Consider the following 17,861-nt stretch of genomic DNA (forward strand, 5'->3'; position numbering starts at 1 on the left):
ATGCTGAGAGCGATCCTTTCCGACGACCTGCCGCGCAGCCGCCTGCTGGCGGTGTTGCTCGCCGTCATCCTCGTCGTACTCGCCGCCGCTCCCTTCCTGCTGCCCGGCACGCGGGCGCTGGAGACGGCGGCGCGGATCTGCATGTTCATCGTGCTGGTGGCGAGCTACGACCTGCTGCTCGGCTATGCCGGGATCGTGAGCTTCGCCCATACCATGTTCTTCGGCATGGGGGCCTATGGTGTCGCCATTGCCGCGGCTCACCTCGGGCCGGGCTGGCTGCCCATCGGTGCAGGCGCCGCCGCTGGCGTGGCGCTCGCGGCGTTGACGGCGCTTGCGATCGCACTGTTCTCGCTCCGGGTGCGGGCGATCTTCTTCGCCATGATCACGCTCGCCGTCGCTTCCGCCATGGCGGTGCTGGTCAGCCAGCTCTCGGGCATCACGGGCGGCGAGGACGGGCTGAACTTCCGCATCCCGCGCGAGCTGACGCCGGGTTTCCGGCTGCTGGAGGAGCCCGTGTTCGGCACGCGCATCACCGGCAGGGTGATTGCCTATTATCTCGTGTTCGGCACGTGCCTCGCGCTGTTCCTCGTCATGCTGCGGGTGGTGAACTCGCCCTTCGGCTCGGTGCTGCAGGCGATTCGCGAGAACGCCTTCAGGGCAGAGGCGATCGGCTATCGCGTAGTCGTTTACCGCGCGGCCGCGACCTGCCTTGCGGCGGTGATCGCGGCGCTGGCGGGCGCGGTGTTCGCGGTGTGGCTGCGCTACGTCGGCCCCGGCACGACACTCGGCATGGAGATCATGATCGACATTCTGTTGATGGTGGTGATCGGCGGCATGGGCACGATGTATGGCGCCGTGCTCGGCGCGACGATCTTCGTGCTGGCGCAGAACTATCTGCAGGCGCTGATGGAACGCGCTGCAGCGGCAACTGCCGGCCTGCCGCTGCTGCCTGACATCCTGAACCCCGACAGGTGGTTGCTGTGGCTCGGCCTCGTCTTCATCCTCAGCGTCTATTTCTTCCCCGCCGGGATCGTGGGCCGGCTGCGCGGCCGGGCCTGACGCCGCTCACGCCGCACCGGCGCGGCTCCCGGCGAAGCGGCTTCCGGGCAAAGCGCATCGCAACCCCGTGATCAAGGGCTGCTCGGCGTGACGATTCGATTGACGTGATTGAATGGTACAGCTGGCCCGGTTCGAACGGGCGACCTCTTGATCCACAATCAAGCGCTCTAACCAACTGAGCTACAGCTGCACGGTGCTGCCGGAGGCAGGTCTTCTACCGTCAGAACGGTATTGCATCCCGCAAACGGAAACCGCAGCGGCCCGTTTGGAGAATCAGACGCCACTACATAGCGGCTTCGCGCGATTGATGCAAGAACCGCGACACATTGTCGGCGCATCGAGTCCACAGGGGTCTCGTGAGGGAACGGCAGACGGGCGTCCGTGAACGCCCGTCGCGTCTCAAATGCCGCATGGCGGCCCGGGAAGCCGGGCGCCGCGATCAGGACCGGTCGTTGGACTTGGACTGCCGCGCCTGGACCTGGCTGAAGGCCTCGCTCAGCAGCCGGTTAGACGTCTGCGCGATATCCTTCAACTGGCTCGACGTGGACTCAAACTGGCGACGCAGTTCCCGCGTCTGCAGCTCCACAGCCTCGGCGAGCGAACTGACAGTCAGGAGCTGGCGCCAGAGGTCGAGCGTGCCGTCCGTCTGGCTGCGCACGAGATCGAACATCTTGCTGTTCAGTTCCGTGACGCCGCGCGAGGCGAGCGAGACGCCGGTCGAGAAATTCTTCGTCCACAGCTCGCTCTGCTCATGCAGACTGCTGTAGCCCTGGCGCGCGTAGCGCAGGCCGACCTGCGTCGTGGTCGAAACAGCGGTGATGGTGGCGGGGGCAGCCTGTGCGACCGCGCTTTCCACGACAGACGCCGGCGTCGTTTCCGCAGCCGCCGGCGCTGCGGCGGGCTGCACGTCCGGTGCCGCCGGAGCGACCGTTGCCGTCACGACCGGAGCCTCCTCCTTGGGGGCAACCGGCGCCGCAGGGGTGCGCGGAGGCGCGAGCGGCTTGTCGAACAGTCCTGGAGCAGCAGGCGCCGCGCTCGCAGCCGGTGCGGCGACCTTGCGGGGGGCAGGCTGCTCGGCGGGTTCGGCTGGCTGGGACGGCTTGGCGGCCTCAGCAGTTTCGACGGGTTTGGCAGTTTCAGCTGGCTTGGCGGGCTCGACCGGCGTTGCCGTCTCTACGGGCTTTGCAGCCTCGACAGGCTTTGCGACCTCGGCGGGCTTGGCGGTCTCAACAGGCTTCGCAGCCTCGACAGGCTTGATGGTCTCGACAGGCTTGGCGGCTTCAGCGGGCTTCACCGCCTCAGGCTGGGCCGGCGCGGATTTGGCGGGCTCCGGCTTGGTTTCGGTCGCCGGGCTGTCTGCCTTGGCGGGGGCTTCCTTGGCAGGAGCTTCAGCGGGCTTTACGGCTGCAGCCGGGGCGGCCTTGACGGACGGAGAAGGCGTGGCCACGGGAGCGGTGGCCTGTCTGGGGGCCGGGGCCGCAGCGGGAGCCGATGCTGCTTGGGGAGCCGACGCTGCCTGCGTCTTGTCTGCGGCGGTCGCGGCGGGCTGCGCAGTCGTATCCGTAACGCTCACGTCCTCGGCCGTCGTCGTGCTTTTCGCGGAAGTTGTCCTTCTTCTTCCGCCTGCCGGAGTGCCGGTTACCTTACGTGTCGTCATGGAAATTCTGCTCCGTCTCTATATCACTGGACCTGATACCCGAACTGTTCTCGCCTGAACGGACGCCTGTACTGCCGGAAACCGCGCCACGTATCATGCCAGTCAGCGGTAGCATCGGACAAGGGGCTGTTGCGGCGCAGTAAGGTCGCGGCCGGGACAGTCGCCCCGCGCCGCAGTGCAATCCGGCATGACGTCGGGCAACCGGCCGCATGGTTGCGGCCGGTCTCGCGTATGTCACGCGCCGGTCTTGGTCGCGTCCTTGGCGGCCTGCGCGGCTTCCTTGGCGGCTTCGGTCGCGTTCTGGGTGGCTTCCTTCACAGCGTTCTGGACCTGCTGCGTGGCTTCCGTGGCGGTCTTCTGCACGGTGGCGCCGAAGTCGCGGGCCTGCTCCTGAAGCGCAGCGAACTGGTTCTTCAGGTACTCGCTCTGGAACTGCGTCACTTCACGCAGGTCCTTGGCGCGGACGAGCTTCTCGGCGAGGTCGAAGGCAGCAGCGATGTTGCTCTCGGCGTAGGAAAGCGTGCGGCGGGCGACTTCGTGCGAGTTGAAGGGGACAGCCGTCGTCTGGTTCTCAAAGGTGGCGATCGCCTTGTGGGCAGCGCCGAGGAAGCCATCAAACGCCTTGCGGGCCTGGTCGACGCTCTTCTCAGCGAACTCACGCAGCTCGGCGGGGATCTCGTAGGTCGGGAGGTTGTTGCTCATCGTAATCTCCTTGGAAACGCTGGACGAAAGGGACATACACTGACGGATTGTGCACTGCAATGCATATATGCTGCATCGCAGCAATGCAAGGGGGCTTATTCCGTCAAACCTACATTTTGGCGTTCCTGACGCAACGTTAACGTTGATGCCGGATTGCGCCGGCAATCTACGCAGATTCCGTGACGCTCTGAGGACAAAGATATATTAACATTTTATTAGTCATATGTCGCGGTCCTAATGTGACAGTGAGGCGGGTGATTCGGATGTCGAGGCGACCGGACGCATCGAAGACAGGTATCTGGGGAGATCCCGCGCTTGCCGCGCTCGTGGAGCAGGAGGCGGCTGCGGTGCTGTGGTCGCTTGACGGCAACCGCGTCATTGGCGCCTCGGTTGGCACCGCCGGGCTCGCGCCCGCGTTGCGGGCGGCCGGCGGCGAGAATCTGCGCGGGCGCCTGCGCCGCATCGCGGCGGCGCTTTCCGCTGGCAGCGGGGTCCGGCTCGAACGCATCACGCTTCCGCAGGGCTACGGCATCGCCCGCCTGCTGCTCGAATGCCACCGCGTCGCCACGGGGGAGGGCGAGTTCCTGCTCACCATCCTGCGCGGGCCGTTGCCGCGCCTGCCGCGCGTGGTGGAGGACGGCTTCGTTCATCGCGGCCCGGACGACGGCGCAGCGATGCAAGCCGTCGCCGCACCATCCGCGCCGCGCGGCGGCGACATTGCTGTGGAGGGGAACGCGGGGGCCGCTCGCCAAAGTGCGCTCGACCGCCTGCTCGTCTATGCCGGCAACCGGTCGACCGTGCGCTTCATCTGGGAGACGGACGCGCAGGGCAGGTTCGCGCGCGTCTCGCAGGAGCTTGCGGGGCTTGTGGGGCGGCAATCCGGCGGCATCGAGGGGCGAAGCTGGCGCGATCTCGTGGCGGAAGGCATCGTCCACGATCCGGACGGCGTCGCGGCCGCCCTGTCGCACCATGATACATGGAGCGGCCGGGAGGTGCTGTGGCGCGTCGGCGACAACGTGGCCATACCGCTGCTGCCGGTGGAACTCGCCGGCATTCCGATGCACGATGCGAAGCGCCGCTTTCAGGGATTCCGCGGCTTCGGCCTCTGCCGCATCGCCCGCCTGCGCGATGCGGGAGGCGGCGCTGCCGCCCCGGCTGCGCCTGCCGCGCCGGCCGTCTCCGCTCCCGCCGCGCCGGCCGCTCCGGTCGCCGAACCGATGATTGAGCCGGCCGAGGCGCCGCAGCGCTCGCGGCTGACGGACAGCGAGAAACAGGCGTTCCGCGATATCGCCCGCGCGCTGGGCATCTCCCGCATCGGCGACATTATGCCGCACGACGACCGGGAGCCTGACGGCGGCGCGGCCAGTGAGCCCGCGTCGGACATTCCCGCCGCCGGACGTCCCGAAACAGCGCCGCATGCTAAACCGGGACCGCGCCCCGTGGCGGATATCGTCACGCCGGCGGCGGCATTGCCGGCGGAAGCCCGCCCGGCTGTGCCGCGCGCGCTGGAAGAGGCAGGCGACGCGCATCGGGAAGCTGCAGCCGGCGTCATCCGGCCGGAAGACGCGGAGCAGGATTCCGTCGCCGTCTTCAGGCGAATCGCCGACCGCCTGCCGCTCGGCCTGCTGGTGACACGCGGCAGCTCGGTGCTGTTCGCGAGCCGTGGCCTGCTTGATCTGCTTGGCTATACGGATGCCGCCGCCTTCGCCGCAGCGGGGGGGTTGCAGGCGCTGTTCACGAACACGCCGGGCGGCGGAGATGCGCCGTTGGCGTTGCGCACTGCACAGGGCACGCCTCTTTCCGCCGACGCGCGCATGGTCAGCGTGCCATGGGAGGGCGGGCCGGCGACGCTGATGTCGTTCCGCCGCGCGCTTGAACCCCGCATGGAAGCGCACCTGCGCGATCTCGAACGCGAACTGCGCTATCAGGAATCGCGCGTGCGGGCGCTCGACACCATCCTCGACACGGCAACAGACGGCGTGGTCACGCTCGACGGCGCGGGCCGCCTGCTGTCGCTCAACCGCTCGGCGGAGGCGCTGTTCGGACGCGAGGAAACCGACGTGGTAGGCACGCCTCTGTGGCGACTGCTGACGACGGAGAGCGTCGCCGGGGCGAAGGCCTATTTCGAGGGGCTGCGCGAGGGCGGACTCGCCAGCGTTCTCAACGACGGGCAACTGGTGACGGCGCGTGCGCGCGGCGGCGGCACCATCGAGCTGATGATGGTCATGGGTCGGCTCGCGCCGGACGTCGCGGACGCGCCGGCGACCCGCGACGGCGAGCGTTTCTTCGCCATCCTGCGCGATGTCAGCGGCGCTCCCCGGCGCGAAGGCGCGCTGCCGGAGGCGGCCGGCGGAGAGGCGCAGGGCGGCCATGCCGCGTTTCTGGCGCGCGTCAGCCACGAAATCCGCACCCCGCTCAACGCCATCATCGGCTTTGCGGAGATCATGCTGGAGGAGCGGTTCGGCCCCGTCGGCTCGGAGCGCTACCGCGAATACCTGCGTGACATCCACGCCTCCGGCGGGCAGGTGATCAGCCTCGTCAATGATCTTCTCGACCTGGCGCGGATCGAGGCCGGGCGGCTGGAGCTTGCACCCTCCCTCGTTTCCCTCAACGACGTGGTGTCGGGCTGCGTCGGGTTGCTGATGCCACAGGCAGGGCGACAGCAGGTGGTGCTGCGCACCAGCCTCGCGCGCGCGCTGCCGCCGGTCAGTATCGATGAGCGTGCGCTGCAGCAGATCATTCTCAACCTGCTGTCGAACGCGGTGAAGTTCACGGACGCGGGCGGGCAGGTCATCGTTTCCACTGCGCGCGCGGATGACGGCGGCGCGACGCTGCGCATCCGCGACACCGGCATCGGCATGACACGCGCGCAGGTATCGGCAGCGCTGGAACCCTTCGCGCAGCTCACCACGACGCGGCTCGGCCACGGCACGGGCACCGGCCTCGGCCTGCCGCTGACGCGCGCGTTGGTGGAGGCAAGCGGCGGGCGCTTCCACATTTCGAGCGCCCTGCACGAAGGCACGATGGTCGAGATCGCCTTTTCCGCCGCCTCGCCTTCCGCCGCTGGTCAGGAGAGCGTCAGGCCGTCATCCCAGTAGGGCGTCGGGCCGAACAGCGCGGCGAGATGGTCCACGAACACCCGCACCTTCTGCTCCAGATGGCGGCGGCTGGGATAGACCGCGTACACCGCGACGCGGTTGGAAGCGCCGTAGCCGGGCAGCACGGCGCGCAACTGGCCGCTGCGCAGCTCCGGCCCGATGTCCCACGTCGAGCGCAGGGCAATGCCCATGCCCGCGATCACCGCCTCGCGCACCACCTCGCTCGAATTCGTGCGCAGCGGCGCGTTGATGCGCACGACATGCTGCCCGTGCGGCCCTTCGAGCCGCCAGTGATCGCTGTTGTGCGCGATGAGCGTGTGCTGGGGCAGGTCGTCGACGGATTGGGGAACGCCAGCGCGCTCCAGATAGGCGGGGGCGGCGACGAGCAGGCGATGGTTGGGGGCAAGCCTGCGGGCAACGAGGCTGGAATCGGCGAGATCGGCAATGCGCACCGCGACGTCATAGCCTTCCCCGACGAGATCGATGAACTCGTCCGACAGGTTCAGATCGACGGTCAGATTCGGGTGGCGCCGCAAAAACGGCAGCAGGCGCGGCGCGATGTGCAGGCGGCCGAAGGAGGTGGGCGCGGAAACCTTCAGCACGCCGCGCACCTCGGCGCTGCCGCGCGCCACCCAGGCCTCGGCCTCCTCCACGCTGGCCAGAATGGCGACGGCGCGTTCGTAAAGGCCCTGCCCCGCCTCGGTCAGTGTGATCTGGCGCGTGGTGCGCTGCAGCAGGCGCACGCCCAGCCGCTCCTCCAGCCGGCGGATGCGCTTGGAAATGACGGCCGTCGACAGCCCCATCTCCCGCCCCGCAGCCGACATGCCGCGGGCCGTCACCACCTGCGCGAAGACATCGAGATCGCCCATCCTGTCCATGACCGCCGACTATGGCCGATTGTTGCCCTTATGGCAACAGTGCCGGCTTATTGGAGGCGATACGGCAACAGCGGTTCCCGCCGCGCTTCGCGATATCCTCGATAATGAAGATGGCGTCCGCTCTATTTATAAGGAGCATGCCCTCTCACCGCCTCTCCCGGAAGAAGGTGCGCAGCATGTCCGCCGCCTCCTGCGCGCGGATGCCGCCGTAGACGTCAGGCGCGTGGTGGCAGGTGTCCGCGTGAAAGAAGCGCACGCCGTTGTCGACCGCGCCGCCCTTCGGGTCCTCCGCCCCATAATAGAGCCGGCGGATGCGGGCGAACGAGATCGCCGCCGCGCACATCGGGCAAGGCTCCAGCGTCACATAGAGGTCGCAGCCCGGCAGGCGGTCGCTGCCGAGCCGCAGGCACGCCGCGCGGATGGCCAGCATCTCGGCATGGGCGGTGGGGTCGTTGTCGGTGCGGGTGCGGTTGCCGGCGCGCGCGATGACGATGCCGTCGCAGACCACGGCCGCGCCGACGGGCACCTCGCCGGCAACCGCGGCGCGGCGCGCCTCGTCGAAGGCGATGGACATCGGGTCGTCCGGCGGGAGGGCGGAATGCGGTGGCATTGTGACGGCAGCAGTCTCCGGCATTGAAATATTTCGCGCGAGAGCGCGGATATTATGCGTCGATCCTCTCGCGTCAATGCATCCGTTCTGATATGAGCAGGCAATGACCGATAAATGGAAAGACGAGCGTCGCCCCGCTCGGCGGCCGGGCGGCGATACCGCGCGGTCGTCAAAAGGTGTCAGAAAATTCAGTGCCCCGCGCAAGTTCGCCGGCCCCCAGGGCGAGGGCGAGCGCCCCCGCGCGGGCTATGGCAAGCCGCGCCCCGGCGGCGCGGGTAAGGAAGAAAAGCGTAAGGACGGGATGCGCGGGGGCGGCGAGCGGCCGGAGCGGCCCGCACGCCGCTTCGCCGATGTCGGCGGCCCCGATGCCCGCAAGCCGCGTGCCGTTGAGCAGCGCCGCGAACCCGTCGCCGTGACGTCCGGCCCGGAGCGCATCGCCAAGGTGATGGCGCGGGCGGGCGTCGCCTCGCGCCGCGATGCCGAGGTGATGATCGCGGAAGGCCGGGTGTCCGTGAACGGCAAGGTCATCGACACGCCCGCGACATTGGTCGGCCCGGCCGACCGGGTGTTGATCGATGGCGCGCCGATGCCGGCGCGTGAGCGCACGCGCCTGTGGCTGTTCCACAAACCGCGCGGTCTCGTCACCACGGCCCGCGATCCGGAAGGTCGCCCGACGGTGTTCGACAGCCTGCCGGCGGACCTGCCGCGCGTTGTGGCCGTGGGCCGGCTGGACATCAACACCGAGGGCCTGCTGCTGCTTACCAACGACGGCGGCCTCGCGCGCGTGCTGGCGCATCCCGATACCGCATGGCTGCGCCGCTACCGTGTGCGCGCCTACGGCGCCGTGGATCAGGCGCAACTCGACGCGCTGCGCGATGGCATCACCATCGACGGTATGCACTACGGCCCGGTCGAAGCCGCGATCCAGCGCGCTCAGGGTGACAACGTCTGGCTGACGCTCGGCCTGCGCGAGGGCAAGAACCGTGAGGTCAAGCGCATCCTCGAACATCTCGGCTTGCGCGTGAACCGCCTGATCCGCGTTTCCTTCGGCCCCTTCCAGCTCGGCGATCTGGGCGAGGGCGCGCTGGAGGAAGTGCGCACCCGCATCCTCAAGGACCAGCTCGGCGAAGCGCTGGCACGCGAGGCGGGGGTCGATTTCGAGACCGGCCTTGCCCAGGCTGACGAGTTGCCCGCGCGCCAGCCCTCCGCACGTCCGCTGTCCGCACGAACGGACGCGGTGCCCGCGCGCGAAGGCCGCTTCCGCTCGCGCGAGGATTTTCTCGCCCGGGGACCGCGTGCTGCCGCTGCGCCCGCGCCCGCCTACAAGCGCGAGGCCTACGAGCAGCGTTCCAAGGAACGTGCCGTCTGGCGCGATGAGGAGACCGAGGCCGTGCGCCCCAAGGGCACACGGGTGCCCCGCCGCGGCGCAGACGCACGCGAGTCGCGCGCCCTCAGCGGAGAGCGCGAGCACGTTCGCGCTGGCGCGATCACCGATCCGGGCGGCCGTACGGTCAAGGTCGAACGGCTGGTACCGATGCCGAAGCTCGCCGAGCGGTCGGCCCGCAAGGTCCGGCCCGACCTGCCGGATGAGGCGCGCGAGGGCGGCTTCAGAAAGCGGGACGGCTTCGACAGGCGCGGTCCTGCGAGCGCTGACTCCCAGCGTCCCGCCCGGCGGTTCGGACGGGACGAGCAGGGCGATGAGCGGCGCACTTTCGCCGACCGCGCCAATCGTCCGGCCGGTCGCCCCGACGAAGGCTTCCGACGGGATCGCGACGACCGCCCGCGCGGCGACAGGCCGGGCTTCCGACCGCATGGTGACAGGCCCCAGGGCGACCGGCCGTCTGGCGATCGTCCGCGTGGCAAGAGTTTCCGTGACGAAGGTTTCGGCGGCGATCGCCCGCGCGGCGACCGGCCGGGTTTCCGGCCGCATGGTGACAGGCCCCAGGGCGACCGGCCGTCTGGTGATCGTCCGCGAGGCAAGAGTTTTCGTGACGGAGGTTTCGGCGGCGATCGCCCGCGCGGCGACCGGCCGGGCTTCCGGCCGCACGGTGACAGGCCCCAGGGCGACCGGCCGTCTGGCGATCGTCCGCGTGGCAAGAGTTTTCGTGATGAAGGTTTCCGCAGCGAGCGCCCGTCCGGCGAGAAGCGGCCGGAGCGGAAATTCGCCGGCAAATCGTTTGAGAAAAAGCCGTTTCGTGGCCAAGCGGCGGATGATAGCCAGTCACGCGGCAGGCGGGATTTCGGTGGGCGTGATCGCTTCGCCGGCAAACCGCCGTCGGGAAAGTCGTTCGGCGGCAAACCTTCCGGTTCGCGTCCAGGCGGCTCGCGTCCGCCGCGCAAGTCGTAAATGCTTGAGTGACGGAGGCAGCGGTTGCGTATCGTCGCAGGCCGTTTCAAGGGCCGCGCCCTGACCACGCCGAAGTCGGACGCAATCCGTCCGACGTCGGATCGCGTGCGCGAGACCATCTTCAATGTGCTGGCGCACGCCTATGGCGATCCCGTGACCGGCGCGCGGGTGCTGGACCTGTTCGCCGGCACGGGCGCGATGGCGCTGGAGGCCATCTCGCGCGGTGCGGCCTTCGCGCTGCTGGTCGATGACGGCGCGGAAGCGCGTGCCGTCATCCGCACCAATACGGATGCGCTGGGCGTCGGCGGCCTGACGCGCATCTACCGGCGCGATGCGACAAAGCTCGGCGAGGCAAAGCCGCTGGAACCATTCTCCCTGGTGTTCTGCGATCCGCCCTACGGCCGCGGACTGGCGGAGAAAGCGCTCACCGCTGCCCGCGAAGGCGGCTGGCTCACCGACGACGCGCTCGTGGTGGTGGAAGAGGCGAGCGATGCCGCCTTCGTCTTTCCCGAAGGTTTCGAGAAGCTGGAAACCCGCGACTACGGCGACACGCGCTTGTCCGTCGGGCGCAGGGTGCTTTCAACTGCGCCCGAACAGGCGCTCGATGTCGGATAGTTTGAGTTCGACGTAGGTCGGGCGGCCGTGGTTGCATTGGCCAGAGAAGGGGGTCGCCTCCATCTCGCGCAGCAGGGCGTTCATTTCATCGGGGCGCAGCCGCCGGCCAGAACGCACGGAGCCGTGGCAGGCCATGGTCGCGAGGACGTGGTCGAGCCGTTCGTCGAGTGCGCGGGCATCGCCCCATTCGGTCAGCGTGTCCGCGACATCCCGCACCAGTGCCCGGATGTCGCCGCCCACGAGCGCTGCCGGCACCTCCTGCACGGCGACCGCCCCCGCACCGAAGCCCTCGACGACAAGGCCGAGCGCCGCGAGCGTGTCGCCATGAGCGAGCAGCCGGTCGGCCTCGGACGGGTCGAATTCCACGATTTCCGGAATAAGCACGAGTTGCCGCGCGATGCCGCTGGCGGCGCGCTCGCGCTTCAGCCGCTCGTACACCAGCCGCTCGTGAGCTGCGTGCTGGTCGACAATGACGATGCCGTCGCGCGTCTGGCTGATGATGTAGTTCTCGTGCACCTGCGCGCGGGCCGCGCCGAGCGGCTGCTCCACGGCTTCCGCCATGGCGGCGGTCTCGCCGGCGCGCGCATCCGCCGCTGGAGGGGCAAAGGCGTGAAACGCCGTTTGCGGGCTATCCGCGAAGCCAGTCGGCGCCTGCCAGTTGTCGAAGGTGGTGGGCGCGGGGCGGGCCCGCCCGCCGAAAACGGAGGAGGGGAAGGGCTGGCCGGTGTGGATGTGCAGATCCGGCTGCGGCGCGCCCTGCATCGGCGGGCTCATCGCTTCCGGTATGGACTGCGGCCGTAACGCCGCCAGCGTTCGCAAGCCGCCGGTGGTCGTTGCGCGGTGGCCCGCGCCCGCAAGGGCCTGTTTGAGCGCGCCCACGATCAGCCCGCGCACCAGACCGGGGTCGCGGAAGCGCACTTCGGACTTGGCCGGATGCACGTTGACATCGACAAGGCGCGGATCGCAGGCGATGCGCAGCATCAGCGCCGGATGGCGGTCGCTGGGCAGGAAATCCATGTAGGCGGCACGCACCGCACCCAGTATCTGCTTGTCGCGCACCGGGCGGCCGTTGACGGTGGCGTGGATGTGCGTGGAGGTGCCGCGGTGATAGGTCGGCAGGCCGGCAAAGCCCGTCACCGCCACGCCCTCGCGCTCCGCGTCGATGGGGACGGCGTTGGGCGCGAACTCGGCGCCCAGAATGCGTGCGAGACGGCGCAGCAGCGCGGCCTCGTCGTCGCCTTCCGCCGGCAGGTCGACGGTGGAAAGGTGATCGCCCGCGACCGTGAAGCGCACCTGCGGATGCGCCAGCGCCAGCCTTTTCACGGCTTCGACCGCGGCCTGGGCCTCGGCGCGGTCGCTCTTCAGGAATTTCAGCCGTGCCGGAGTGGCGGAGAACAGGTCCGTCACCTCGATGCGCGTGCCACGGCCTGCCGGCGCCGGGCGGACGGACTCCTTGCGCCCGCCGTCCACCACGATGGCCCAGCCGTTGGGATCCGTCCCGTTGCGGGTGAGGATGGACAGGTGCGCCACAGCGCCGATGGACGGCAGCGCCTCGCCCCGGAAGCCGAGCGAGCGGATGTCGAACAGATCGCCCTCGGGCAGTTTGGAGGTCGCGTGGCGCTCCACCGCGAGATCGAGGTCGATGGCCGACATGCCGCAGCCATCGTCCGTGACGCGGATCAGCCGTTTGCCGCCCGCCTCCACCACCACCTCGATGGCGCGGGCGCCGGCATCAACCGCATTCTCGACCAGCTCCTTGATGGCGGCGGCTGGCCGCTCGATCACCTCGCCAGCGGCGATGCGATCGATCAGGACAGGTTCGAGACGGCGGACTGCCAAGCCAGCTGCGATGCCTGCTGCCATGCCATTCAGCTCCGCCGTCAGCCCCGGCCTTCGGCCAGATACTGCTTGGCGAGCACCTTCGCTTCCTCGACGGCCGGCTGGTCGAACGGATCGATGCCGAGCGCGAAGCCGGTGAGGATCGTCTCCAGCATGAACTGCGCGAGCAGCGCGCCAAGAGTGTACTCGTCGAGGCGCTGCAGGCGGATCTGGCGCACAGGCCGGCCGTTGGCCGCGAAAGTGTCCGTCATGGCAAGCCCTTGTGCAGCCACGAAATCACCCACGTGCTTGCCGGCGAAACCGGCCTGGCCGGCGCGCGCGGCCAGTTCCGCGTCGATGAGCGGGCCCGTGCCCTTCACGTCGAGGGTGATGACCGTGAACAGCTTGTCGCGCGGCCCGTCGAGATAGAGCTGCTGCTGGCTGTGCTGATCGACGGGGCCGAGCGCGCCCACGGGCTGCGAGCCGAGGCCCTTCTTGCCCAGGCTCTCGGCCCAGAGCTGGATCCACCACTTGGCGAAGCGCTCCAGCCGGTCAGTATAGGCCATCAGCACGGCGATGCCCTTGCCTTCGAGATGGGCCGCGACATTGAGCGCCGCGCCGACCGCCGGCTGGATGGCATGCACGTCGCCATCCTTCAGCGAGGCGACGACCGCGCGCGCGCCGGCGCGAATGGCGTCGATATCGAGACCGAGAATGGCGGCGGGCAGCAGGCCGACGTTGCTCAGCACGGAATAGCGGCCACCAATGCCGGTGTGGTGGTCGAGGAACTGGACGCCCTCCGGCTCCAGCAGATCGCGCAGCGGATGCGCCTTGCCGTCCTTACGCGGTTCGGACAGGCCGAGGATGAGGCTTGCGGCGCGGTCGCGCAGCCCCGCCTCGTCCAGCTTCGCGAGCAGGGTGATCGCCTGGATCAGCGTCTCGCCCGTGCCGCCGGACTTGGAAACCGCCAGCACCCGTGTGGTATCGAGCGGCAGGCGCTCCAGCGTGATGCCGAAGGTAACGGGATCGAGGTTGTCGAAGAAATGCAGGCGCGGCTCGTCGCGCCGGCCGAGGCCCGGCACCTGATAGAACGCAAGCTGTGCCAGCGCCTGCGCGCCGAGGCTCGACCCGCCGGTGCCGAGCACGACGATGTCGGTGACGGGCGAGGCGCCCAGAAACCGCGTCGCCGCGCCGTGGATGGCGGGCAGGTCGTCGCTCCCGCCGGCGACGTCGACGAGCGGCAGATCGCCCTTCTCCACAGCGGCGTTGAGGCGCGCGAGCGCGGTCCCTACGGCAGCGAAGGCCGCATCGATCGCCGTGTCCGGCAGGCCGTTGCCGCCGATGCGGGAGGCGCGCGCCAGATCGATGGATTGCTGAAATGCGATGGTTCCCGACATAATTCCTCGCCCCGTTTGTGCGGATGTCAGGCCAGCCCCTCCGGCCGCCCCGCCGCGATGACAAGCAGTTTGCTCGTTCCGAAAAGCCGCTCGCCGACACGCCTGACATCGGCGAGCGTCACCGCCTCGACAAGGCCGCGCCGCCGGTCGATGTAGTCGATGCCAAGGTCGTCGAGCGCGATCTGCAGCAACTGACGGGCGATCTTGGCCGAGTTGTCGAACTGCAGCGGATAGGAGCCGATGAGGTATTGCTTGGCCTTGGCGAGTTCGTCCGTGTCCGGGCCGTCGGCCGTCAGGCGGGCGATTTCCGCGCGAATGACGGCGAGCGATTCGGCCGCGCGCTCATTCTTGGTGGCGGTGCCGCCCACCAGAAGGCCGGCCGCGCGCAGCGGCACGAGCGAGGTGGAGACGCCGTAGGCCAGTCCGCGCTTCTCGCGCACCTCCTGGAACAGCCGCGAGGTGAACGCGCCGCCGCCCAGAATGTGGTTGAACACGATCCCAGCCATGAAATCCGGATCGTTGCGCAGGAAGCCCGGCACCGCGAAGCGCAGGGACGTCTGCGGCACGTCGACATCGATGACCTCAAGCGCGCCTGACGCCAGCGGCGCCGCCGGCGCGACGGCGGGCACCTGCCCGCCTGCCGGCAGATCGCCGAAGACGGCGTCGAGCTGCGCCGAGAGCGTCGCGGCGTCAATGGCGCCGACCACGCTGACGGTGAGATTCACCCGGGTGAGCGCTGCGGGCTTGATGGCGAGGAAGATGTCGCGGTCGAGCGCCGGCACGGTATCGATGCTGCCCTTGACGGGCTGCGCGTAGGGGTGGCCGGAGAACGCCCGTGCGAACAGGGCGCGGCTCGCGAGTGTGTCCGGGTCGTTCGCCTCGTGCCGCAGGCCGGCGAGCAGCTGCTCGCGCACGCGCGCCACGGCGCTGTCGTCGAAACGCGGCTCCGTCAGCGCGAGGCGCAGCAGCTCGAACGCCTGCCCGGCGTGGCGCGCCAGAGTCTTCAGCGAACCCCGCCAGGTGTCGCGGTCGGCGGAGAAGTGCAGCTCGATGGCGTGTTCCGCGAGCTTTTCCTGGAAGGCTTCGGAATCGTAGGGGCCCGCGCCCTCGTCGAGCAGGCTCGCGAACAGCTTCGCGGCGCCGGCCCTGTCCGCCGGGTCGAGGGACGCGCCGCCCCTGAATGCGAACTCCACCGCGATGAGGGGAACAGCGTATTCCTCAACGAGCCAGGCCTCGATGCCGCCGGGCGAAACGACGCGCTGGATGGCGCGCGAAGCGGACGTCTGACTGGAAGCGTTTGCGGAACCCGGCTCGACAAGCGACATGCGAAAACCTCGACAGAAACGGAAAGCGCCGGATCAGGCGCGGAAGGCGGCCGGCGTCGTCATGCGGGCAGCAGGAAGCCGGATGTGTGCGGCCGGCTCAGGAAACGCCGCGCCGCCTCCTGAATGGCACCCGCATCGACCGCCTCGATGCGGTCCGTCCACTGCTGAACGTCCGCCACGGTTTCGCCGATGGCGAGCGCCGACCCGTAGATATGGGCCATGTGCACCTGGCTGTCCTGCGCATAAATCATCTCGGAGACGAAACGGGTGCGCGCGCGCGTCAGCTCCGCCTCGTTCACGCCGTCCTCGACGAGGCGCGTCACGACCTTGCCCACCGCCTCGTCCAGCGCGTCGAGCGTGACGCCTGATGCCGGCACGGCATAGATGTCGAAGCGGGAATCGTCGAGCATCGTGGCATGGTAGCTCGCGCCGGCGTTCACCGCCACGCCCTGGTCGAGCACCAGATGGCGGTAGAGCAGGGACGTCGGCCCCCCGCCCAGAATTTCGGCCAGCAGCTCAAGCGCATAGGCCTCCTGCCCGGTCTGGGTGCGCACGGAGGGGACGAGCCACGCGCGCTGCAGGTAGGGCTGCTCAACACGCGCATCCGCGACTGAAACGCGCTTCATGGCAACGGGAAGGGGCTCGCGCGGGCGCTGGCGCTGCGGCCGTTCGCCGCGGGCGGCGATCCGGCCATAGGTGCTTTCGGCCAGCGCGATCACCTCATCGGCCTCCACGTCGCCGGCAACGACCAGTATCGCGTTCTCCGGCGTGTAGAAGCGCCGATAGTAGGCGAGCGCGTCGTGCCGGTCGAGGGTCTCGATCTCGTGCTGCCAGCCGATGATCGGGGTGCCGTAGGGATTGTGCGTGTAAAGCGTGGCGGCGAGCGCCTCCGACAGTTGCGCCGATGGATCGGTGTCCGTGCGCATGCGCCGCTCCTCCAGCACGACGAGCCGTTCCGGGTCCACGGCCGCGTCGTCCAGCGTGAGGCCGGTCATGCGGTCGGACTCGAAGGCCATCATCGTGCCGAGATGCTCCTTCGCGATGCGCTGGTAATAGGCGGTGTAGTCATAGGAGGTGAAGGCGTTTTCCTGCCCGCCGAGACTTGCCACGAGGTGCGAGAACTCGCCGGCCGGGTGTGTCGCCGTGCCCTTGAACATCAGATGTTCGAGAAAATGCGCGATGCCGGACTTGCGTAGCGGATCATCGCCCGAGCCGTTGCGGTACCACACCATATGGGTGACGACCGGCACCCGCCTGTCAGGAATCACGACGACGTCGAGGCCGTTGGCGAGCGTGCGGGTCACCACTTCCGGCCCTGCCTTCGTGCTGGTTCCGGTGCCGGCGGCCTGTCCGGCGGCGGAGATGGAGCCTTCACCCGTGGAACTCGCGCCGCTGGAATCCGGGCCGGAAAATGGACTGGTCATGCACAACTCACTTGTTCAGGGCGCGTCGGAGGGAAGGATCGGACGGCACGGAACCGCCCGCCGATGCGGCCCGGTGCGCGATCCGTGACAGGGGGCGCGCCGAATCCGGACGGCCCCGCTCCCGCATCAATTGCGATTCTGGCTGTTGAGGAAGAAGTAGGGGCTCGCGGGATCGAGGCGATCCACCGGCGTGACCTCCGGCTCCGGAATCCGCGCCTTGTCGGAGGGCATGCGGTAGCCTTTCGGCGGCTCGGTCAAAGTCGCGCGTGCCGGCTCCTTCCCGTAGGCGACGGCCGGCTCTTTCTCCTTCTGCGACGCAGTGCCGCGCAGCTGGCGCGGGTCGAGCGGCCGTGCGCTGCAGGCGTCGCCATGGCAATCGTCGGCTGTGGGCGCCGGCACACCGCCGCCGCCGACACGCCGCCCGGCGCGCAGTTCGTCCGGCCTCAGAGGGCGGGCTTCCTCGTTGTCGCGGTTGACTGGCACAGGTTTGTTGGCGGCTTCGATCGCCCGCCGGCGCGCGGCGACATCCGGGTCCGTCGGCCAGTTCGGATGGCCGCCGCCCGCCGCGCGAGGTGGCGGCAGGTTGTTGCCGGCACTGGGCGGCAGCACGAGCGGCGCGCGCTCCTGATAGTCGATAGTGGGGGCGTCGCCCTCGATGATGCCGAGCTTGCCCAGCACGTCTTTCATGAAGACGCCGGTGGTGTCGCGTTCCTGCGCCAGAGCTTCCGACGATCCCGCCGCCATGCCGAAAGCCAGACCGGCGCAAACCGTGCCAATGACAAGTCCGGCCTTTTTAAGATCAACGCGCGTCATGTCCCATCCCGTTCCGCCGCAGAGCTTGCCCGCCCCGCCCAATCCGTCGGCCCGCGAGCCGTAACCGCGCCGCCGCATCCTGCCGCCTATCGTCCCGGCTGTCTGCGGCGATAATGGG

At 69.0% G+C, this 17,861-nt stretch carries 13 protein-coding genes and 1 tRNA gene; 4 read left to right on the plus strand and 10 right to left on the minus strand.

What is annotated here, in order from left to right; translation table 11 throughout:
- Positions 1–1,059 carry a branched-chain amino acid ABC transporter permease gene (locus tag FHS82_RS01245; RefSeq protein WP_166947897.1) on the plus strand — a complete coding sequence of 353 codons (1,059 nt, stop codon included), beginning with the start codon at positions 1–3 and terminating at the stop codon, positions 1,057–1,059.
- A gap of 113 nt (positions 1,060–1,172) precedes the next feature.
- On the opposite strand, the gene FHS82_RS01250 is transcribed toward FHS82_RS01245, so the two are convergent.
- From FHS82_RS01250 to FHS82_RS01260, 3 genes are all read right to left on the minus strand, one after another.
- A tRNA-His gene (locus FHS82_RS01250) sits at positions 1,173–1,249 on the minus strand.
- Between the two features lie 249 nt (positions 1,250–1,498).
- Positions 1,499–2,506, minus strand: a complete 1,008-nt coding sequence (locus FHS82_RS21305; RefSeq protein ID WP_166947899.1) for a phasin family protein — start codon at positions 2,504–2,506, stop codon at positions 1,499–1,501.
- Positions 2,507–2,950: 444 nt separating this feature from the next.
- Entirely contained in the window at positions 2,951–3,418 is a 468-nt protein-coding gene (locus FHS82_RS01260) for a phasin (protein ID WP_166947901.1), read from the minus strand.
- A 263-nt stretch (positions 3,419–3,681) separates the two neighbouring features.
- Between FHS82_RS01260 and FHS82_RS01265 the strand changes: the two genes are divergently transcribed.
- A complete protein-coding gene (locus FHS82_RS01265) occupies positions 3,682–6,516 on the plus strand; it encodes a PAS domain-containing sensor histidine kinase (protein WP_166947903.1) in 2,835 nt (944 codons plus the stop codon).
- On the opposite strand, the gene FHS82_RS01270 is transcribed toward FHS82_RS01265, so the two are convergent.
- A complete protein-coding gene (locus FHS82_RS01270) occupies positions 6,486–7,394 on the minus strand; it encodes a LysR family transcriptional regulator (RefSeq protein WP_166947905.1) in 909 nt (302 codons plus the stop codon). The two genes, FHS82_RS01265 and FHS82_RS01270, sit on opposite strands and share 31 nt — an antisense overlap.
- A 145-nt stretch (positions 7,395–7,539) precedes the next feature.
- On the minus strand, positions 7,540–8,004 hold the full coding sequence (locus tag FHS82_RS01275; protein WP_246224959.1) for a nucleoside deaminase: 465 nt from the start codon (positions 8,002–8,004) through the stop codon (positions 7,540–7,542).
- Positions 8,005–8,107: 103 nt separating this feature from the next.
- Here FHS82_RS01275 and FHS82_RS01280 point away from each other — a divergent pair, with 103 nt between their 5' ends.
- Positions 8,108–10,351 carry a pseudouridine synthase gene (locus FHS82_RS01280; RefSeq protein WP_166947909.1) on the plus strand — a complete coding sequence of 748 codons (2,244 nt, stop codon included), beginning with the start codon at positions 8,108–8,110 and terminating at the stop codon, positions 10,349–10,351.
- Between the two features lie 24 nt (positions 10,352–10,375).
- Positions 10,376–10,966: a 16S rRNA (guanine(966)-N(2))-methyltransferase RsmD gene (gene rsmD, locus FHS82_RS01285; RefSeq protein WP_166947911.1), complete on the plus strand. Its 591-nt coding sequence runs from the start codon at positions 10,376–10,378 to the stop codon at positions 10,964–10,966.
- Here rsmD and mutL read toward each other — a convergent pair.
- The 5 genes from mutL to FHS82_RS01310 all read right to left on the minus strand — a co-directional run bounded on the left by mutL (position 10,931) and on the right by FHS82_RS01310 (position 17,743).
- Positions 10,931–12,829, minus strand: coding sequence for a DNA mismatch repair endonuclease MutL (mutL, locus tag FHS82_RS01290; protein ID WP_166947914.1), 1,899 nt, complete (start codon positions 12,827–12,829; stop codon positions 10,931–10,933). The two genes, rsmD and mutL, sit on opposite strands and share 36 nt — an antisense overlap.
- A gap of 17 nt (positions 12,830–12,846) precedes the next feature.
- Complete coding sequence (locus FHS82_RS01295) at positions 12,847–14,181, minus strand: glucose-6-phosphate isomerase (protein WP_208394025.1); 1,335 nt, start codon at positions 14,179–14,181, stop codon at positions 12,847–12,849.
- Positions 14,182–14,207: 26 nt separating this feature from the next.
- Positions 14,208–15,506: a M16 family metallopeptidase gene (locus FHS82_RS01300; protein ID WP_166947916.1), complete on the minus strand. Its 1,299-nt coding sequence runs from the start codon at positions 15,504–15,506 to the stop codon at positions 14,208–14,210.
- A gap of 59 nt (positions 15,507–15,565) precedes the next feature.
- Positions 15,566–16,930, minus strand: coding sequence for a M16 family metallopeptidase (locus tag FHS82_RS01305; RefSeq protein ID WP_166947918.1), 1,365 nt, complete (start codon positions 16,928–16,930; stop codon positions 15,566–15,568).
- Between the two features lie 126 nt (positions 16,931–17,056).
- Positions 17,057–17,743, minus strand: a complete 687-nt coding sequence (locus FHS82_RS01310; RefSeq protein ID WP_166947920.1) for a hypothetical protein — start codon at positions 17,741–17,743, stop codon at positions 17,057–17,059.
- Positions 17,744–17,861 lie beyond the last annotated feature (118 nt).

Source organism: Pseudochelatococcus lubricantis (genome assembly GCF_011762225.1).
In the GTDB taxonomy this organism is placed as follows: Bacteria; Pseudomonadota; Alphaproteobacteria; order Rhizobiales; family Beijerinckiaceae; genus Pseudochelatococcus; species Pseudochelatococcus lubricantis.